Origin of the sequence: Myroides guanonis, assembly GCF_900114085.1 — a bacterium.
In the GTDB taxonomy this organism is placed as follows: domain Bacteria; phylum Bacteroidota; class Bacteroidia; order Flavobacteriales; family Flavobacteriaceae; genus Flavobacterium; species Flavobacterium guanonis.
Map to the genome: position 1 here is coordinate 69,041 of NZ_FORU01000011.1, position 20,621 is coordinate 89,661.

The 20,621-nt window shown below is 33.1% G+C and carries 16 protein-coding genes; 9 read left to right on the forward strand and 7 right to left on the reverse strand.

The window, feature by feature from the left end:
* Positions 1 to 16: 16 nt before the first annotated feature.
* Positions 17 to 955 (forward strand): MBL fold metallo-hydrolase, encoded by a 939-nt coding sequence (locus tag BM024_RS09845; RefSeq protein WP_090679738.1) that lies wholly within the window; start codon positions 17 to 19, stop codon positions 953 to 955.
* A 12-nt stretch (positions 956 to 967) separates the two neighbouring features.
* Here the strand turns inward: BM024_RS09845 and brnQ are convergent, their stop codons facing one another.
* Positions 968 to 2,314: a branched-chain amino acid transport system II carrier protein gene (gene brnQ / locus BM024_RS09850; protein WP_090679739.1), complete on the reverse strand. Its 1,347-nt coding sequence runs from the start codon at positions 2,312 to 2,314 to the stop codon at positions 968 to 970.
* A gap of 318 nt (positions 2,315 to 2,632) precedes the next feature.
* Positions 2,633 to 3,868 carry an ABC transporter permease gene (locus tag BM024_RS09855; protein ID WP_090679741.1) on the reverse strand — a complete coding sequence of 412 codons (1,236 nt, stop codon included), beginning with the start codon at positions 3,866 to 3,868 and terminating at the stop codon, positions 2,633 to 2,635.
* A gap of 6 nt (positions 3,869 to 3,874) precedes the next feature.
* On the opposite strand from BM024_RS09855, the gene BM024_RS09860 reads away from it, so the two are divergent.
* The 7 genes from BM024_RS09860 to BM024_RS09890 all read left to right on the forward strand — a co-directional run bounded on the left by BM024_RS09860 (position 3,875) and on the right by BM024_RS09890 (position 15,180).
* On the forward strand, positions 3,875 to 5,092 hold the full coding sequence (locus BM024_RS09860; protein WP_090679743.1) for an exo-beta-N-acetylmuramidase NamZ family protein: 1,218 nt from the start codon (positions 3,875 to 3,877) through the stop codon (positions 5,090 to 5,092).
* A gap of 85 nt (positions 5,093 to 5,177) precedes the next feature.
* Positions 5,178 to 6,671, forward strand: a complete 1,494-nt coding sequence (locus BM024_RS09865) for a histidine kinase (RefSeq protein ID WP_143077756.1) — start codon at positions 5,178 to 5,180, stop codon at positions 6,669 to 6,671.
* A 102-nt stretch (positions 6,672 to 6,773) separates the two neighbouring features.
* Positions 6,774 to 9,362 carry a zinc-dependent metalloprotease gene (locus tag BM024_RS09870; RefSeq protein ID WP_090679746.1) on the forward strand — a complete coding sequence of 863 codons (2,589 nt, stop codon included), beginning with the start codon at positions 6,774 to 6,776 and terminating at the stop codon, positions 9,360 to 9,362.
* Between the two features lie 11 nt (positions 9,363 to 9,373).
* Positions 9,374 to 12,712 (forward strand): SusC/RagA family TonB-linked outer membrane protein, encoded by a 3,339-nt coding sequence (locus tag BM024_RS09875; protein ID WP_090679747.1) that lies wholly within the window; start codon positions 9,374 to 9,376, stop codon positions 12,710 to 12,712.
* A gap of 17 nt (positions 12,713 to 12,729) precedes the next feature.
* Positions 12,730 to 14,049, forward strand: coding sequence for a RagB/SusD family nutrient uptake outer membrane protein (locus tag BM024_RS09880; protein ID WP_090679750.1), 1,320 nt, complete (start codon positions 12,730 to 12,732; stop codon positions 14,047 to 14,049).
* A 62-nt stretch (positions 14,050 to 14,111) separates the two neighbouring features.
* On the forward strand, positions 14,112 to 14,876 hold the full coding sequence (locus tag BM024_RS09885) for a LytR/AlgR family response regulator transcription factor (RefSeq protein WP_090679752.1): 765 nt from the start codon (positions 14,112 to 14,114) through the stop codon (positions 14,874 to 14,876).
* 97 nt (positions 14,877 to 14,973) lie between these two features.
* A complete protein-coding gene (locus BM024_RS09890; RefSeq protein ID WP_090679754.1) occupies positions 14,974 to 15,180 on the forward strand; it encodes a hypothetical protein in 207 nt (68 codons plus the stop codon).
* A 5-nt stretch (positions 15,181 to 15,185) separates the two neighbouring features.
* Here the strand turns inward: BM024_RS09890 and BM024_RS09895 are convergent, their stop codons facing one another.
* Positions 15,186 to 15,680, reverse strand: a complete 495-nt coding sequence (locus BM024_RS09895) for a YkgJ family cysteine cluster protein (protein WP_090679756.1) — start codon at positions 15,678 to 15,680, stop codon at positions 15,186 to 15,188.
* A gap of 68 nt (positions 15,681 to 15,748) precedes the next feature.
* On the opposite strand from BM024_RS09895, the gene BM024_RS09900 reads away from it, so the two are divergent.
* Entirely contained in the window at positions 15,749 to 16,453 is a 705-nt protein-coding gene (locus BM024_RS09900) for a class I SAM-dependent methyltransferase (RefSeq protein WP_090679758.1), read from the forward strand.
* A 54-nt stretch (positions 16,454 to 16,507) separates the two neighbouring features.
* Here the strand turns inward: BM024_RS09900 and BM024_RS09905 are convergent, their stop codons facing one another.
* The 4 genes from BM024_RS09905 to BM024_RS09920 form a co-directional block, all read right to left on the reverse strand.
* Positions 16,508 to 16,909, reverse strand: coding sequence for a DUF2059 domain-containing protein (locus BM024_RS09905; RefSeq protein WP_090679760.1), 402 nt, complete (start codon positions 16,907 to 16,909; stop codon positions 16,508 to 16,510).
* Between the two features lie 38 nt (positions 16,910 to 16,947).
* Positions 16,948 to 17,583, reverse strand: a complete 636-nt coding sequence (locus BM024_RS09910) for a 7-carboxy-7-deazaguanine synthase QueE (RefSeq protein ID WP_090679762.1) — start codon at positions 17,581 to 17,583, stop codon at positions 16,948 to 16,950.
* A gap of 166 nt (positions 17,584 to 17,749) precedes the next feature.
* On the reverse strand, positions 17,750 to 19,438 hold the full coding sequence (locus BM024_RS09915; protein WP_090679764.1) for a tetratricopeptide repeat protein: 1,689 nt from the start codon (positions 19,436 to 19,438) through the stop codon (positions 17,750 to 17,752).
* Between the two features lie 41 nt (positions 19,439 to 19,479).
* Positions 19,480 to 20,409, reverse strand: coding sequence for a PstS family phosphate ABC transporter substrate-binding protein (locus tag BM024_RS09920; protein ID WP_090679767.1), 930 nt, complete (start codon positions 20,407 to 20,409; stop codon positions 19,480 to 19,482).
* Positions 20,410 to 20,621: the final 212 nt, after the last annotated feature.

The window sequence follows — 20,621 nt, forward strand, 5'->3', positions numbered from 1 at the left end:
GTACAAAATCAAAAAAATGAAGAAGATTCTTACTCTTTTAGTTATAGCTTTTAGTTCTATTGCTCAATCTCAGACTTTCGAATTAGTTCCGTTGGGAATTTATGGTGGAGGTGATGAAAGTAATTTGTCTTCGTATTTGGTTGGGGAATACAATTCTAATAGCTATTTGGCTCTGGATGCTGGTACTATACGTGCTGGGATTCAAAAAGCGCGAGAATTACAAACTTTCAACAAACCGAATGAAGTTGTTTTAAAGGACTATATCAAAGGGTATTTCATTTCTCATGGTCATTTAGATCATCTTTCAGGATTGATTATCAATTCGCCTGAAGATAGTTCTAAACCTATTTATGCTTTACCATTTGTTATCGACATTTTTAAGAATAATTATTTCACGAATGCTTCCTGGTCTAATTTTGGAAATGAGGGTGAGTCTCCTATTATTGGAAAATATATTTATCAACGTGTTACTCCTCTAAAAGATTTCGTCATAGAGAACACTAGAATGTCGGCAGAAGTTTTTGAGTTAAGTCATGTGAATCCACAGCAAAGTTCTGCGCTTATCGTAAACTTAGACGGTTCCTCGATTGCTTATTTAGGTGACACTGGTGCAGACCGCGTGGAGAAATCAGATAAGTTAGGTGTTTTATGGACGGCTCTTGCTCCAAAAATAAAAGCTAAATCTCTTAAAGCACTTTTGATAGAGGTTTCTTTTACTGATGAACAACCCGAAGATAAACTGTATGGACATCTAACTCCGAATTTACTAAAAGAAGAGTTGAGAAAACTAGAGAAAATCAATGGTAAGGGAAGCTTAAAAGGATTAAATGTAATGATTACACATCTGAAACCTAGTGGGGATCAGGTTCAAAAAATCAAATCCACTCTTGAAGCAACTAATGAACTTGAGGTAAATTACATTTTTCCTATACAAGGGCAGCGTTACTTATTCTAAGCTCAAATATTTTTATTCTTCTTTTTTAAAGAATAGTACTCCAACAACAAACACTATTATGAAGCTGACTGCTGATGGCAATAGCCATGGAAGATTGTATTCATACAAGGGAATGCTGTTTAAAAAACCTTGAATGTTTTGTTGGGTATTTATCCACACTGTTGGATCTGTTGCCTTTTGTGAGAACACATTGCTTAGATGAGCAATAAGCTCTAATGCTGCAATAACTGCTGAAGCTAAAATAGCTGCTACAAATGGTGCTTTTCGTTTCACTATTCTACCGAACACTACCATATATAAAACCAAGGTTAGGGTTATTGGATAAATAAAGGCTAAGAATGGAAATGCATAGGAAATGATTTCATCTACTCCATTTACTGCCAGATAACCTGACACCAAACAAGTTATAACAACGATTATACGATAACTTAAAAACCCTCTACTCAACTGACTAAAAAAGGTTCCAACTGCACATGTTAAAGCAATTGCGGTTGTTAAACAAGCTAATGCAATACATAAGGCAAGCGCATAGGTTCCCGTTGTACCCAAAAGACCGTTTGATATATGAAGTAACAAATCTGTTCGCTTAATATGAGCTCCCATAGGATAACCAGATGTGGCACCGAGATATACCAAACCTCCATAGATAAATAACAAACAAAACATTGCTACTAAACCTGCGATAATGGTAATTTTTGTTTTCTCTTGTACCGTTGTGTATCCTTTTGCTATGGCTGCTGTTATAATGATACTAGCAAAAATTACCGAAGCTAACACATCCATAGTTTGGTAACCTTCTGCAAATCCATGAAAGAATGCTTCTTGATTGGAATGTGTATCTAATAGAGAGGTGTCTAATGGGTTTAATATTCCTGCTACCACAAGGACTGTTAACAACACTAATAATAAAGGGGTTAGGTATTTACCTATTATATCTACAACTTTAGATGGAGAGATTGACAGTGCTAAAACTATGGCAAAAAAGAGTATGGAAGACCATATTGGATTGAAATCTGGAAATATAGACAATACACCCACTTCAAATGTGGTTGCAGCGGTTCTTGGTATTGCTACTAGCGGACCTATACTCAACATAATGAGTGTTGCTAATACTATCGCTAAGGTTTTATTGATACGGGCTCCTAAGTCCGTAAAAGAGTCTCCTGAGAACAATACTGCTAGAATCCCTAAAAAAGGTGCTAGTATAGCTGTTAACGTGAAACCGCTTATAGAAGACCACCAATCAGCTCCTGCATTTAATCCTAAAAAGGGAGGTAAAATTAAATTACCTGCTCCAAAAAACATGGCAAATAGTGCAAAACCAATGGTTAATCCATCTAATATCTTCTTTGAACTCATCCTATATCTATATTGTTTATAACAAAAAAAATCAGAATAGTAGTTTCTGATTTATGTAGTACGCACAAATATAACATTATAATTTTACTGAGAAAGAAGCAATGGCATTTATTAGGTTCTTACGGATTAACAAACAATGATCGAATTATTTAAATATAGTTAAAAGTTTTCCGCTTTTCACTACACATAATTCATATCGTAGTTTTTTTAGCAACCAAGCTACATATTCATTCCACAAATACCCCTTATTCACTTAAATTAGTAACTTTACCATTATAACAATAAGATTATAACGCCTATTAAACTTCTAGTTTGATTTTAATCAAAGCGCATCGCTTTAATTGGAGTGATTTTGGTAATAATATATGATGGTATCAACAACACTAATATTGAAATAAAAACTACTCCAACATTTAATAATAATATATCCGAGAAACGAATTAATACGGGTGCCTCTTTCACATAATAAGAAGCTGGGTCTAATTGAATGACTCCATAGTATTTCTGAATTAACAGTAGTCCCAATCCTATAACATTTCCATAGATTAATCCTTTTAGGATTAGATAAGTTGCATTGTATAGAAATATTTTACGAATACTCCAATTAGTAGCTCCTAAAGACTTCAAAATCCCTATCATTTGAACACGTTCTAAAATTAGCACTAACAATGCTACTATCATATTAATGGAAGCTACTACAACCATAATGGTAATAATAATGATAATATTTAAATCAAACATCTGCATCCAGGTAAAGATGTTTCCATACTTTTCTACTATCGTTTGACTGTTTAGTGTTGAGGGTAGTGCTAAATATACTTCGCTTCCTTTTTCTTCTATTTTGTCAAAATCATCTAAGACTATTTCAAAACCTCCAACTTGATCTTCCTTCCATCGATTTAACCTTTGTACGTGTTTGAGATCTCCAATCACGAAATTGGCATCAAATTCTTGCATACCTGAATTATAAATTCCCACTATTTCGAACTGACGAACATTGGGTACTTGATTTCCTGTATCTTTTAGAAAATGCATGGTAATCTTATCTCCTACGGTAAAGCCTAAACGATCCGTTACATATTCAGAAGCCAGAACTTCATTACTCATTCCTTCTCCTAAAGCTGGTAACCTTCCTTTTGTTATATAGTCTTGTATTTCTTTTAAGTCGTAGTTTTCATTTACTCCTTTGTAGATTATTCCTTCAAAGGCTTCTTCTGTTCGTATTATTCCGGCTTTTGATGCAAAGGGCTGAATGTGCTTTATCCCTTCTACTTCCTTAAATTCTGGATAAAAATCTTGTTTTATGCTTATAGGTGCAATTGAAAGGTCGGTGACATTTGCATCGTAATTTGTTATTACGATATGTCCGTTGAACGCTGATATTTTATCTCTGATTTTATATTTCAATCCTAAACCAGTAGACACAGAAACTAGCATCATAATAATACCCAATGCAATAGCAGTAATTGCAATTTTCATTATTGGTGCAGATATACTACTTTTATAGTTTTTAGTAGTAATGAGTCTTTTGGCTATAAAATATTCTAATCTCAAGGTCGTATGATGTCTAATTCAATGTTCAAAAATACAGTTTTATTCTTATTCACCCTATTCGTTTGTTCTGTAAATGCACAAACTGGTTTCAAAAGTGATTCTATGCTAGTTTCCAAAGAGAATCCGGCAATTATAGTAGGTGCTGAACAATTTGATTTATTCTCTAAGTTATTGGATGGAAAAAAAGTAGGAATTTTAACGAATCAAACTGGTGTAGTTCACAAACCAGGTTCTGATATCTACGTGTCTACAGTTGACTTTTTACTTGATAAAGGAGTTAACTTGATTTCCATCTATGCTCCTGAGCATGGGTTTAGAGGAACAGCCGATGCTGGGGAACTCATTAAAGACGGTAAAGACACCAAAACGGGCTTACCTATTATTTCTCTTTATGGAAGCAATAAAAAGCCAACTGGAAAACAACTAGAAAATGTTGATGTTATGTTATTTGATTTGCAAGATGTTGGCGCGCGTTTCTATACCTACATTTCTAGTCTACATTATTTGATGGAATCTTGTGCAGAACTCAACATACCTCTTATTGTTTTAGACCGACCGAATCCAAACATAAATATTGTAGATGGCCCAACACTTGAAATGAAAAACAAAAGTTTTGTGGGAATGCACCCTATTCCTGCTATGCATGGAATGACTATTGGTGAATATGCGCAAATGATTAATGGCGAAAAGTGGCTTTTAAATCAGGTTAAAACAAATCTAACTGTTATTCCTGTCAAAAACTATAATCGAACTCTACTCTATTCTTTACCTGTTCCTCCTTCCCCTAATTTGCCTAATGACCAAGCAATTAATTTATATGCTAGTTTGTGCTTTTTTGAAGGAACTAATGTTAGTTCAGGTAGAGGAACCAATCTTCAATTTCAAATTTACGGTTCTCCTTTTTTAAAGAACATGCCTTATCAATTTACTCCAATGCCTAATTTTGGCTCAAAAGACCCAATGAATAAAGGTAAACTTTGTTATGGCGAGAATTTATCTAACGAAAAGAAATTGGATAAATTAGAACTAAAATGGCTATTAAAAGCATATCAAAACACTGACCAAAAGGATAAGTTTTTCACTAACTTTTTCATTAAACTAGCGGGAACTGACTCTTTGAGAAAGCAAATTGAATCTGGTTTATCTGAGAATGAGATACGCAAAAGCTGGGAGGCTGATTTACAAAGTTTTCTTAAAGCGAGAAAAAGCTATTTACTTTACTAATTTAAGCTTTAATTTTGTTGCTTAAAGTATTGTAAAATTGACATTTAACACCTACAAACCTATATCAAGAAAAACCTTTGTTTTTGTGAGTACGATAATACTCATAATTACAATAGGTGCTTTGTTCATTCTAAGCTTATCTATTAATAAGACGAATGAAGAAAACAATCGCTTAACTTCTACTAAGAACTTTCAGCAAAAATATAAAGCTCTTGAGGCTGAATTGTTACGTATAGATCAACATCAGAATTCTTTGAGTCGACTTGTTGAAATAACGGATGCTTCTAAATTATCAAGTACTTTTGAAACTGTTACCCAATTGAACCAATATAGCGGGATATTTCAGAGCCACTGGTTCGTTGTATTGGATTCTACGAACACACTTATTGATAGCTTTGGAATCAAACACTCAAACCCCTTGTTAGACTATCTGATTAAAAATGATTCCTTATCAAACCGCAGTGCTATTTACAAATCTAATGACAGTTTGTATTGGACTCTTGCAGACAGATATAGTTATTCGAACAGTAATACTGTCTATTATGGTTTTACCCTCAACTTGCAGAGAGTTCATGAATACCTAAGTACTATTGATGTGGTTACTCCGAATTATGCCTATATTTTCGACAAACAGGGTTTGTGTATTTTTCACCCAGAAATTGAAATGATCGGTAAGAATGTTTATGAATTTTCAAATATCACACCTAATGACACTGCTCAAGCGGGAAATATAAAAAACCCTCCTATTGTTCTTTCTGAGTATTTAAATATTGACACTTATCGGTTTATTGATCGTTTTAAATCTGATTCTTTTAACGGTTACATCAGTATTAACTTTCCTAAGGTGAATTTAGATGAAAATCTTCAGCCCATTAAAGCTAATACTTATTGGATTTTTATTATTACGGTGTTTTTAATAGGTTGTATTTCTTACTTCTTTAATAGAGCTAACAGAAAAGCTTATGCCGAAAAAGAACTCCTAGCCGTTGAAAATGAAAAATTTAACAAAGAAAAAGCTCTGGTTCAACTACAACAGTTAAAGGACCAAATTAATCCGCATTTCCTATTCAATTCTTTGAATTCGCTTTATATGTTGGTAGATATTAATCCCAAGGAAGCTAAAAAATTCACATTGCATCTGTCTAAAATATATAGATACCTAATTCATCCGCCGAGTGAAAACCTTATTAAACTAGAAGAAGAACTAAACTTTATTAAAGAATATATCAATCTCCAACAAATTAGATTTAGCAAAGAATTATCTTTCGAGGTGGACGATTTCACTTCGGATGACCTTCATAAATATATTCCTTATTTAGGGCTTCAAATTGCTGTGGAAAATGCTTTAAAACACAATATAGCGACCAAAGAGTTTCCTTTAATTATCAAAATAGATAAAGTGGACGACAATATATTTGTTATCAATAATTTACAGAAAAAACAAAATTCGGAGCAGCCTAGTAACTTTGGTCATGAATATCTACGGAAAATCTATACTTTCTACGGAGAAAAGCATTTTGAGATAGAGGAATCTCAGCAGTATTACATATGCAAATTACCTCTAATTGAGCACCTATAAATCCACTCACTCCCGAAATTAATCCACTCACTCCCAGAAAATTTAATAGCTTTTTAATACGTCTTATTTTTAGGGCTGAATTAACCATAACTTAACATTGGAATGAATAAAAGCAACATCAGTCTAGGTATCAAAGCTTTGCTTATCCTTATGTTGTCCTTAAACACCCCTGCGGGATGGGCACAAAAGAAAGATAAAAAGAGTAAAACTGAGAAATCCGTAGAAACAGAAAAAGACGCTGCTACAACCTCTAAAAACTATGATGAGCTCCTTAAAAAAGGGACTTACAAAAAAGGTATGTTCAATACAATACAGGTAAAAACAGACTTGTATTTTGAAATTCCTGACAGTTTATTTCAGCGAGATTTTTTGATAGTGAATAAACTATCACAAGTTCCTATGGAAATAAACGAAGCTGGTGCAAATAAAGGAATGAATTATGAAAACAGACTAATTCGTTTCTATAAAGATAGTACTGCAAAAAAAGTTTGGGTTAAAACAAGAAACCCAAGAACTAGTTCTCCTGCTACAGATGCTATTACCCAATCTGTTCAAAATAACTTTTCCGAGTCTATTTTAGAATTTTTTGATATTGAGTCTCAGAATGCAGATTCTACTTCAGTAGTTATTAAGGTAAATAAAGTGTTTGATGGAAATCAAAAGAGCTTTAATGATGTTTTGGCTGGTTTAGGCCTACCTACGTCTATTAAAAGTAATCTTTCTTTCATTGAGACTGTTAAATCTTTTCCAGAGAATTTAATTGTAAAGTCACAATTGACAACTACTGTTAATGAGGGTGGTAGTGATATGCCAGTTACATTAGGAGTAACTAGTAATATAGTATTATTAAAAGAAACTCCTATGCGTCCGCGATTTGCTGACCAAAGAGTTGGTTATTTCACTGAAAAACATTGGCACTTTAATGATAAACAACACGCAATGAAAGAACGTGAGTTTATCACTAAATGGAATCTAGAGCCTAAAGAAGAAGATATTGAGCGTTATTTGAATGGTGAATTGGTAGAACCTAAAAAACCTATCATTTATTATATAGACCCAGCTACTCCTCCACAATGGCGTCAACCAATTATAGAAGGTGTACACGATTGGCAGGTTGCATTTGAAAAAGCTGGTTTTAAGAATGCTATTATAGCTAAATTACCTACTGCTGAGGATATTGATTTTGATGTTGATGATGTACGTTACTCTGTTATTACTTATGTAGCTTCTCCAAAATCAAATGCTATGGGCCCTGCGGTTATTGACCCTAGAAGTGGTGAAATAATTGAGTCAGATATTATTTGGTGGCACAACGTAATGACTTCTCTTCACAGTTGGATGCGAATCCAAACTGGTCCTATTGACCCAAAGGCTAGAGGAAATAAATTTTCTGATCAACACATGGGAGAGGCTATTCGCTTTGTTTCATCGCATGAAGTAGGTCATACTTTTGGTTTAAAACACAATATGGGAGCTTCATACGCATATGCTGTTGACTCTCTACGTTCTAAAGACTTTACTGCTAAAATGGGAGGTACCGCTCCTTCTATTATGGATTATGCTCGTTACAACTACGTAGCACAACCTGAAGATGGCGTTACTGCAATCACTCCTAAAATTGGAGTTTATGATACTTATGCTATTGAGTGGGGATACCGATGGTACGCTACAGCTAAAGAAGAAGAGAAAGCTTTAAGATCTCTTATTGAAGATCACCAAGATGATCCTAATTATTTTTATGGTGAACAACAGTCTTATTTAAACATTATCGACCCAAGGTCGCAATCGGAAGATTTAGGAGACGATGCTGTTTTAGCTAGTGAATACGGCTTAAAAAACCTGAAACGTGTTGTTGACCAACTTTTGAACTGGACTTATGACGAGGGCGAAAATTACTACGAGACTGGAAAACTATATATTGGTACTATTGGTCAGTGGCAACTTTACAACAAACATGTTCTCTCAAATATTGGTGGGGTTTACTTAAACCACGCTGTCCACGGAAACGGTAAAAGTGCTTACGAACCGGTTCCTTATGAAATGCAATCAAAAGCTATGAATTATCTAACTAAAAATGTGTTAGAAATTCCTAAATGGCTATTCTTCAATGAAGTACTCAACAAAACCTACGCTTTAAAAGACTCTCCTGTAGGTCCTTATGAATACACTCCTTACACTTTAGCTAGAGAGCTTCAATATACTTTAATCTATGAGTTATTGATGGACGAACGCTTATTACGTCTTACTGAATCTGAACTAATTCAATCTGAATTAAACAAAGGTAAGACCTACACTGTGAATGACTTATTCACTCAAACATACAATGCTATTTTCGCCAAAACGTCCAAAGGTCTTTCTCTATCTATTTTGGAGCGTATGACGCAAAAAAACTATGTGGACGCATTGATTATTTCTACTAATAAGTTGTTTGAAAAAACGAATAAAAATGGAATTCAATTAGACTCTAACTTAAATATACCTTCGCTTTGTAATTTACAAAATGAAGACCTTAACCTACGCAACATCAATTACACAGCAATGAAAAGGGTTTCTGAGGTAACTAGCTTTAAGAAAGCAGAACTTCTAAAAATCAAGAAAGCCGCTCAGATTGCAAAAACTACTGGTGATTCAGCTACCAAAGCGCATTATTTGGATTTGATTAACCGAATTGATGAAGCTTTAAATTTATAACCACTTTACACATGAAAAAAACACTCTTATTATTTTCACTTTTATTTTTCTCTTCCCTTTGGGCTCAAGAGAAACGAGTGATTACTGGTTTTGTGCAAGATGCTACTGAAAAATACAGTTTACCTGGTGCTTCTGTTATTGTAGAAAGCCAAACCATTTCAAACACTACAGATCAAAAAGGTATTATTCAAAGTACTAGTTTAGGTACTGTTACTGATTTTGATGGAAACTTTACTCTTGAAGTTCCTGTTCAAGCTAAAACAATTGTTGTTAGCTTCATAGGCTATGAGAACAAAACTATTCACTTAGACAAAAGAAGTCACTATATTGTTGGTCTTTCTACTGACAATGACGTATTGAATGAAGTAATCATCACTGGTTACCAAACTATCGAAAAAAGAAAACTTACGTCGGCTGTTGCTCAGGTGAGTATGGAAGATATCGCACAAGTTGGAGTTGCGAGTGTAGACCAAATGCTTTCTGGTCAAATTGCTGGGGTTGCTGTTACTACTCAAACGGGCGCTCCTGGTGGACCAGCAAAAATTAGAATTAGAGGAACTGCTTCATTAAACGGTCCACAAGATCCTTTATGGGTTATTGATGGTTTGCCTTTAGAAGGAAATGATGTTCCTAATTTTAATGACAAGGACAATATCGACCAATTGCAAAACTTTTCTATTGCTGGTTTAAATCCTGATGATATTTTAGATATTACTATTCTTAAAGATGCTGCTGCAACTGCTATTTACGGTGCAAGAGCTGCAAATGGTGTTATTGCTGTTACAACTAAAAGAGGTAAAAAAGGTGCTATGCGTGTGAACTTCTCAGCCAACACCTTCGTAACTCAAAAACCTGATTTCTCTAAGCTAAATTTAATGAACTCTTCTCAGAAAGTAGACTTAGAGTTAATGTTAGCAGGTAGAACTGATTTAAACTACCGTAGCGATAAGGGTAATATTTCAAGAATCATCAATGCAAATGGTGAAATGCAAAACTTTCAAAATGGTGGTTTTTCAGCATTAAGCCCTATTACTCAAAACACCATCAACAACCTGCGCAATCAACAGACTGATTGGGGAGATTTGATGTATCAAACCGCTATTAACACTCAATATGGCTTAAGTCTATCTGGTGGTAATGACAACTCGGATTATTATTTCTCTTTAGGGTATTACGATGAAGAAGGAGCTACTGTTGGAACTGGTTTTGAACGTTACAACATTACACTTAAAAACAACTTTCAATTAAATGACAAGTTAAAAGTAGGAGTTGCTTTATTTGGTACTCAATCTGATAAATCTAGTTTTGTTTCGGATCGTGACGCAAGTATCAACCCAGCAAACTATTCAAGAAACGTAAACCCGTACCTTAACCCTTTTAAAGAAGACGGTAGTTATAATTACGACCAAGACATCGATGGTTTTGATGATAGATATATTCCATTCAACTTTTTAGAGGAAAGAGAAAACACAAGTTATAATTTGAGAAACCGTTCTTTGAAAGGAGTTTTTGACGTTAACTATTCTATTCTTGATGACTTAACTTTATCTTCTCAATTTGGCTTGCAAATAGACAATTCTGAGATGGAAAAATATCTTGGAAAAGAAACCTACAATGTCCGTAAAGAAAAAGAACGTACTCGATACTACAAAAATGGTGGATATCACTACTTCTTACCAGAGGGTGGAATTATTGAAAATGAAAACAACAATTACTTTCAATACAACTGGAAGACGCAGGCTACCTATAATACTATCTTCAACGACATACATGAGTTAGATATTATGGTGGGGTCTGAAATTAGAAAAACGGATAGCAAAATCATAAAAACAAAAGGTTTTGGTTTTGACCCTAAAACTTTAACTACTAAACCGATCTTATTTCCTGCAGGTAGTGATGCTATAGATGATAAAATCTACGAGACGTTTAAAAAGTCATCTATCGAAAACGCATACGCTTCTTTCTTTGCTACAGCAGCTTATACTTTTGATAGAAAATATACTGTTTTTGGTAGTGTTCGTTATGATGGTTCAAACCTATTCGGTGCAGATCCTAAATACAAGTATTTACCTTTATGGGCTATTTCTGGATCTTGGTTAGTATCAAACGAAAAATTTATGGAAAATGTAGATTTCATATCTAATCTACGTTTAAGAGGTTCTTATGGACTTCAAGGAAATATTGACCGTAACACCTCTCCTTTTGTGGTTGGTGAATACAACAGCTCTACTATACTGCCAGGAATGGACGAAACTACAATCGTTGTTACAAATCCTCCAAACAGTAAGTTAAGATGGGAAAAAACTGCCAATACTAACTTTGGAATTGATTTGGGATTGTTCAAAAATAGAATTGCTATAGAAGCAGATATTTATAACAGAAAGAGTACCGATCTAATTGGTCTTAGAGAATTACCCCTAGAAAATGGTTTTGAATATACAAGTATGAACTGGGCACAGGTTACAAACAAAGGTTTTGAAATCTCTTTGACCACTAGAAACATTGTTCGAGATAACTTCAGTTGGACAACCAACTTTAACTTTGCTCATAACAAAAGTAATATCGACCAAATTGATGTGATGAATAACAGTATTCTTCCTTCTGGTGAAGGTAACGCTGTGAATGCTGTCTACGGACTTAAAACAGCTGGAATCGACCAATATGGAAGTCCATTATTCTGGTTAGATGGCAAGAAAGTAGGTGTTGTTGAATATTTTAAATTAACAGACCCTTATGCCGAATTCCTTCCGGGAGAATTGGTTGCATCTGGATTGACTAATGAGGAAATGAGAAGTCGTTTTGAGTATTTAGGTGATCGTGACCCTAAGTTCACTGGAGGTATTATCAATAACTTTAAAATTCACAACTTTGATCTTTCTATCTCTGCTGCTTTCAATTTAAAACAAACTGTTACTAAAACACCTCCTTATAACGGTGCACAAGTTGACCCAGGAAGAAACTATACTACTGACATCTTAAACGCATGGTCACCTACAAACACAAACAGCAATCTACCAGGAATTATCGGTAAAGACATGAATGCTGGTGATTCTTGGATGGCGTACTCTTGGTTTAATACAGCTGACACATACGACACTTATAAATACTTAGATATTTGGACAAAAGAAATTAGCTATTTACGTATCAGTAGCATTCGTCTAGGCTATTCATTTCCAAGTTCTCTAACTAATAAATTAAAAATACAGAATGCTCGTATCAGTCTAGAAGGAAGAAACTTATTAGTTTTTGGTAGTGACTACAGTGGTTATTTTGACCCTGAAACATATGGAAACATTTATGCACAACCAATTTCTAAGTCTTTCACTTTAGGATTGAACTTCACATTCTAATCTATTAAGCAATTATTATGAAAAAAATAAGCATCTTTATAAGCAGTCTTGTTTTAGCTTTTAGCTTTAATAGCTGCGACAACTTTCTGGATATTGAACCAGAAGGAAAAGTAATCCCTAAAACTCAAGAGGAGTTCAGAGCTCTATTAACTCAAGGTTATGTTGCCTATCCTGGTCACAAATCTCTTAGTGCCTTACGTACGGATGAAACTGTATTACAAAGTGATAATTTTGACTTTATGAGTTTTAGAGACATCTTTGCATGGAAAGACCAAGGTCAAGATAAACAAACTATTGAATTTCCATGGTTAGCATTTTATACTTCTGTATTTTATGCAAACCACACCATCGTAGATGGTGCAGAGGTATTGACTGCTTCTGTTGAAAAAGATCAATTGCTTGCTGAGGCTTATGCTTTACGCGCCTACGCTTTCTTTGACTTAGTGAATTTATATGGAAAACCATATAACCCAGCTACTGCCAACACTGAACTTTCTATTCCATTAGCTTTGGAAATCGACTTAGAGAATGTATTACAGCCAGAGAGTATTGAAACCGTTTACAACCAAATTCATAAGGATTTAGACAAAGCAAAATCCTTAGCACAAGTAAACGTTCAAGAACCAGGGTACAACTACCGCTTTAGCAAAGCTGCTATTTATGCTTTGGAAGCTAGAGTTAATCTTTATGAACACAAATGGCAAGACGCAATTAATAGTTCATCTCAAGCACTGGCTTATAAATCTGAACTAGAAGATTTGAACAACTCTCAATTAGTGCCTTCTCATTTCCAATCTAAAGAATCTATTTTGGCTTTAGAAGCTACATTATCTTCTTCAATGAAGAGTAGCATCACCGTTTCTGATGAATTGATTAATGCTTACGATAAGGACAACGACTTAAGATTTGCTAAGTTTTACGAAAAAAATAGCTCTAACTATAAAGTGATAAAAGTTGGTAACCTTGAAAACAAAACTTCTATTAGAACAGCTGAATTATATTTCATAAAAGCGGAAGCTCATGCTCAACTTAATCAGATGACTGAAGCAGTCGCAATTATTCAACCTGTGATTGACACGAGATATACTCCTGAAGTTGCTGCTACTTTAAAAAACTCTATTTCAAAGTTAAACAAAGAAGATTTTATTACTTTCTTACTCGAAGAACGATTTAAAGAATTTTCTTTTGAAGGACATCGCTGGTTCGATTTAAGAAGAATTAATCAGAAAAAAATAATCCATACTACAAATGGAACAGAGTATATCTTACAACAGAATGACCCAAGATATACACTACCTTACCCCACAAATGCAAGACTAAACAATCCAAATTTGTAAATAGCCACTAGGAACCGTCTAATTTTTTTAGGCGGTTCTTTTTTTTTACTTTTACAAGAAAAATGAAAGTTGCTATTGTTGAAGACGAAACTCTTGCATCTGCTTATCTGAGATCTCTTTTAGAGGAACAATCTATTCTTGAAATTCATCAAATTATTCAACTGTCTTCAATAAAAGAAGCAGTATTTTATTTTGCTGACAATAAAGTTGATTTAATCTTTATGGATATTCATTTAGGTGATGGTAAAAGCTTAGACATTTTTGAACAAGTTTCTATTCAATGCCCTGTTATCTTCGTAACTGCTTATGATAATTATGCGATTAAAGCTTTTAAACAGTTTACTATAGATTACATACTTAAGCCATACGAAGAATCAGAATTACATAAAGCACTTCAGAAATTTAAAACCATATCTCAACAATTTCAAATTGAACCAGTACTAAATCATCTTATTCAAGTTGACAATGCTCTTGATAGCATTCCTAAACAACGATTTCTAGTTAATCATGGTTATAAGCTTAAATCAATTGAAGAGCAGGAAATAGCTTATTTCTCAGCCTCTGGAAAACATCTCTTTCTATACACACTTGACGGAAATCATTATATTTATCAAGACACAATCAAAGATGTTATTAAAAAGTTGAATGCAGATACATTTTTTAGAATAAACAGAAAGTATATTGTTAACTATAAAGCAATACGAGAAATAGTAAAACACAATAGTCAAAAGATTGAAATTCTCTTATCTCCAACTCCATCAGACACTTCTCCAATTTTAGTTAGTAAGAACTTGATACACGAAATAAAAACTTGGTTGAATCGCTAGAGTTTAAAGGCTTTTCGAAAATGTTAGTTTTATCTTAAATTCATTCTTGCTTGTAATAATTTCGCTATATTTGAGTAACTGATAACTATTAAATATTATGAATTACGGAGATAAAATTGTGGCATTCGTCAATAGAATATTAGATTTTTTTGACTTGATTAAAGGATATCTAGACGATGCTCTTTCTTTTTTTGAAAAACTAAAAGATTTAATTCTTGAATTGATAGAATATGTTAAAGTCCAATTTGAATCTCATACTGATAAAGAATTGAGGTTATTAGAAGAAGAGCACTTCTTTATATAACAAAATTATAAAGGAATTTTTTTCTTCATTTGTTCTACTACTTCATAGGCGGCGGGACAAATAGAAACATTATTTAAAGTCAGAGCGGTGATTTGTTGGAATTTTTTACGATCGGTGTGTGGATACTCTCTGCATGCCTTAGGTCGTACATCGTAAATCATACATTTGTTTTCAAAATCCAAAAAATGACACGGCAATTCTTTTAAGACCGTATCTTTATCTTCATCTATCCTTAAGTAATTATCAAAAAATTGCTGTGGTTTTATCTTTAGATATTTAGATATACGTTCCACGTCTTGTTGCGTGAATAAAGGACCAGTCGTTTTACAACAATTGGCACACTCTAAGCAATCTATACGCTTAAATACTTCGTCATGTATATCTTGCATCTGATAATCTAAATTCTTTGGTGTCTTCTTTTTTAGTTTATCAAAATACTTCTTATTCTCGTTATGCTTATCTTTGGCCAACTTTTGGAGTTGCTGTAACCGATTTACCATACTAGTCCGTTTCAAGCTACAAATTTATCAATATCTCATTTAGAAACAGAAAAATATAATATTAAAATATGAAAGATCTTCTTGGCAAAGCTATTCTCGACTTTCAAACCAATAATAGCCCTCAAAATATAATAACAGAAACAGACATTTCTGAAGCAGAAGAAATGGACATCAACTATCTCTTCCGAAATTTTGAAGAGATGCCTAAATTAGAACGTAAAGCACTTGATTTAAGCTATGGAAAGGTATTAGATGTTGGATGTGGCGCCGGAAGTCATAGCTTACACCTAATCAAAAGAGGACTTGATGTATTTCCTATAGACATTTCGCAAAACGCAATAGAAGCTTGTCAATTAAGAGGTCTAAACAATGCACAAACTATAGACCTTTTGGATATAGAAAATCAAAAATTCGACACCATCCTATTATTAATGAATGGTACTGGCATTTTTGGTCAATTAAAAAACATCACTCAATACCTTAATAAACTCAAATCGTTGCTAAATGAGAATGGTCAAATACTAATAGACAGTTCTGATTTAATTTACATGTTCGACGAAGATGAAGATGGTGGTAAATGGATTCCTACCCATAAAGAATACTATGGAGAACTTACTTTTACCATTCATTATAAAGGAGAAACTGAAATTCCTTTTAACTGGTTGTATGTTGACTATAATACATTACAAAACGCAGCTCATGCAAATGGTTTACAATCTCAACTCATTTACGAAGGCGATCACTATGATTATTTAGCAAAGTTATATATTTAAGAAAAACAAAAAGGCTACCAATTCAGGTAGCCTTTTTGTTTTCTTATGAATCAATTAATTCATATATCTTCCCATTAGTTCGATTAAGCCCTGAGACCATTCTCCACTAATTTCTTGTCCTTTATTTAGTAAAAACTCGTTCTTCGATGATAGTTTTTTACCAACCGGTGTTTCATAAAAAGCGTTGATTTGTTTAATCTCTTCATGTGTAAATTCACTCATATACAAATCAGCCAAACTTTCAATCAAATTATTCAAACTCACATCCAACTCTTTTTCGAAAGCAACTTTCTTTTCAGCTGGCACATTAGAACTTAAATCATTTTTCACAATTTCTAATCCTGCAGATTGCCCACTATAGCTAAAGTATTTTTTTACATCTTCTTTAAATGTATCTTGAGCAAAACCAACTTGCACAAATAAAGCAAGCGTCAAGGTAATTAGTACTTTTTTCATTGTTTACATTTTTTTATTGATTGTAAAAATATAACTAATTAAGGAATATCCAAATACTTATGTGTTTGTAAAGAAATTCTCCATTTCGGATTTTCCTTTACATATTCTATAATTAATGGTAATACTTCTTCACTCTTACTCCACTCAGGTTGCAAAAACAATATAGCTTTATCATTAACCTTAGCGGCTTGTTCTTCAGCAAAAATAAAATCATGCTTATTATAAATGATCGCTTTTAACTCGTTTGCTGCATCATAAACACTCTGAGTTGGCAACATCGTTTTCTTAGGCGAAAGACAAATCCAATCAAAAGACCCAGTTAACTCATAAGCTCCTGAAGTCTCCATATTCACAAACATACCACTATCTTTCAAAGCTTTTGTTAATGGTTCTAGATTCCACATCAAAGGTTCTCCCCCAGTAATAACAGCAAGATTCGCTTTCTCAGATGCATTACCAACTATAGTATCAATAGATGTAAGTGGATGCTTTAAAACTTCCCAACTCTCTTTTACATCACACCAATGACAACCAACATCACACCCGCCTAAACGAATAAAATAAGCAGCTGTTCCTGTATGAAATCCTTCTCCTTGGATGGTATAAAACTCCTCCATCAAAGGTAAAATAGTACCATTATATGTCAAATCCTGTTCTATAATCTGTTTCTTCATTTTCTCTCATTCCAATATCAAGCAAAGATAAGCGAACCAAAACAATAATCTTAATATTTAAAAAAATATACTACATTAAACAATGATGAGATAAATAATTAAAATTAGTATAAAAAAAAACTTGTCTATTTCTAGACAAGTTTTAAAATCATTCAAAAACACCATATTATCCTTTTATAGATTTTATAGTATTTTTCGCATATTCATTTGATGCATCAATAGCTAAAACCTTATTAAGGTATTCAACTGCTTTTGCATTATCATTAATAGTAGCATAATGCGCTCCTATAAACGTATAAGCTTCAATCACAGTGTTTTTATGTTTAGCAGAACCCAATTCACCTTTATCTGTCAAAGCCTTAATGAATCCAAGGTAAGCCTCATTCATCAATTCACGAGACTCTACTGAATCAATATATCTATTTACACGAGCTTTCAACAAATAGGCTTCCTCTGTTGTTGGAGAAACGGCTATAGTGTTACTAAAAGCATCACTAGCTAATTTATACGTAGCATCATCTTCTGTTTCTTTTCCTATAAAATAATACGAATAACCTAAATAATAATTATCGTATACATAATTCGGTTGATTCTTAACAGCTGCAGAAATTTTCAAAACATCAACTGCATCGTTATATCCTTCTATTGTTGCTTTTTTGAAAGAAGCTACCCCATAAGCATTAAATTCTCCAGCTATAGCTTCTTCTACCTTAACTGCTTCTCGAAGAGATTGAAGTCCTTCTTGATATAAAGCTTCGTTTCTAGAACCCGATTTATCAGCTAAAGCCATTTTTGAAAGACCCAAATAAAAATAATCACGCCCTATAATATTTACGCTTTTATTCGTCTTTAAATACTTTTTCAAAAATGAATCTAAAGCAGATACACTTTCTTGGTAATTCTCATTCTTAAATGCAGCGTAGCCAAGGTATCTGAAAATTCTAGGATTAATATTTTCATTATCCTTTAATTCATTTGCAATTTTCTCTAGTTCAACATAATTCTCTGTTTGAACTAAGAAGTCTGCATATTGCATTTTTGAATCCGAAGAACCATCAGACATCTCTATATACTTTTTATAGTTTTCTGATGCATTTTTGATGTACTCCTCTTGATTAGAATTACTGTTTTTAGCCCACAAATAATAAGTCTCTGCTAATTCTCTATATGCAGGAGCATAATTCGGATTTAAAGCAAGAACTTCTTTAAAATCATTTACAGCATTAGCATATGCTCTAGCTCTTTTAGTAATTGCAGCCAACTGCAATTTTGCCTCTAACATCGTATTATCATAGTCATAAGCATTTCTAAAAGCACTGAATGCCTCATTCATATTTTTTTCTTGCAAATATGCTTTTCCAAGAACCAAATATGCTTGTGCATTTTTATAATCCTTCTCAAGAACAGATTTAGCAATTTTAATCGCTTCTTTAGTATTTGGATGATCACTATTCACATAAGCATTCGCAATCAACAATTGCTCAGCATAATCTTTTTTCTTAAAATCTTTTTCTGCTTTTGCAAAATTCGTTCTAGCCTCAACCTCACGATTATTATCTAACTCTAATTGACCTAAGCCAATGAAATTTAAACTTCCTTTATTTTTAGCTTCCAAACCTTTATTGAAGTAAAATCTAGAAGAGTCTGACTGATTCTCTCTCAAAAACAAATCTCCTAAATAATAAAAGTTTGAACCATCATCTGGATTTGACTTAACTAATGCGTGTAAAATATCTTTTGCTTTATCAAACTTCTCATCTTGAATAGCTTTTTTAGCTTCTTCTAAGTTCTGTGCTTGAATAGTAGTTGTTGCTAAAACAGCTGCAAGCAAACTATAAACTGAATATTTATTCATAGTCTCTTCTAATTTTGGTTTGTTAGTATTTATTATTAAAATTATTCTATATTCTTTCGGACTATAACTTCTCTAGGATGTACAATAAAAGGAGCCAATCCAGACTTCAAAACAATTCTCTGTCCCTTATAACCTGCAATATACGAAGCAAATCCCATTCCTAAACCACTTTTCCCTTGAAAATCTAAAAGATATAATTTACGACTTAATGGATAATTACCTTCACCTATATTCTTCTGAGAGGGTTTATAGTATTTATTATCTTTAGGATTTTTCACCCCAAGAACTTTTATATTATCTAAATCAACACGAATATTCTCGCTAGGTTGCACTAACCAATTAAGACCAATAACACCAATAGCATTAGGATTTTTATTCACATACTCTATCACTTGTTGCGTATCTGATAAATAGTAAACTTGGCTACTAGAAAGGTCTTTTACATTAGCTAATTCTCTAAAATGCTTACTAATACTAGAATTAACATTATCGAATATCAACAACTTATCCTTGTTGATACTACCCGATTGTAATTCGCTTACTAGTAATTCATAGTCAATAATTGAATCCTTATTATTTTTACTGCTGATAAAAACGATAGCGTCGTTAGCAAAATAAGTCATTTTAGGTACAACCTTACCCTTGAAATCAGAAACTTCTAGACTATCCAGAATCCTTGGCAAAACGGCTAACCTTAGAGAGTCTTTATAAATCAGATCTAAAATTTCATTTTCACTTTTTTTAATAAGCTCTATCGAAACTCGATCATATTCGTATTCAAATAAAGAAACTACATCCTCAACAATAGGGTAAATGGATTCTTCAACCAATATTGAAGTTTTACCTGACACAGGAGTTTCATTAGCTGTAGTAGCCTCTCCTTTCGAAGTATCATTCTTGCACTGTACAAAGGTCGAAACTCCGACAATTACAGTAAAAGCAAAAAGTATCTTCTTAACTTTTAATTTCATTATATCTATTTTAACAACCTATAAAATCTAAATATAGCATATATTATCAACAATATACCAAATAACACACGATTTGTGTATTCAATTTCTAAAGGTATGGATTTCCAAAGAATAAACATTAGACCCAATCCCAAATAAATAAAAAAGAAGAAAAGTCCAAAAACAAACAGAAATCGCTGCATAGGCGATTTCTGTTTAAAATTATTTAAAAT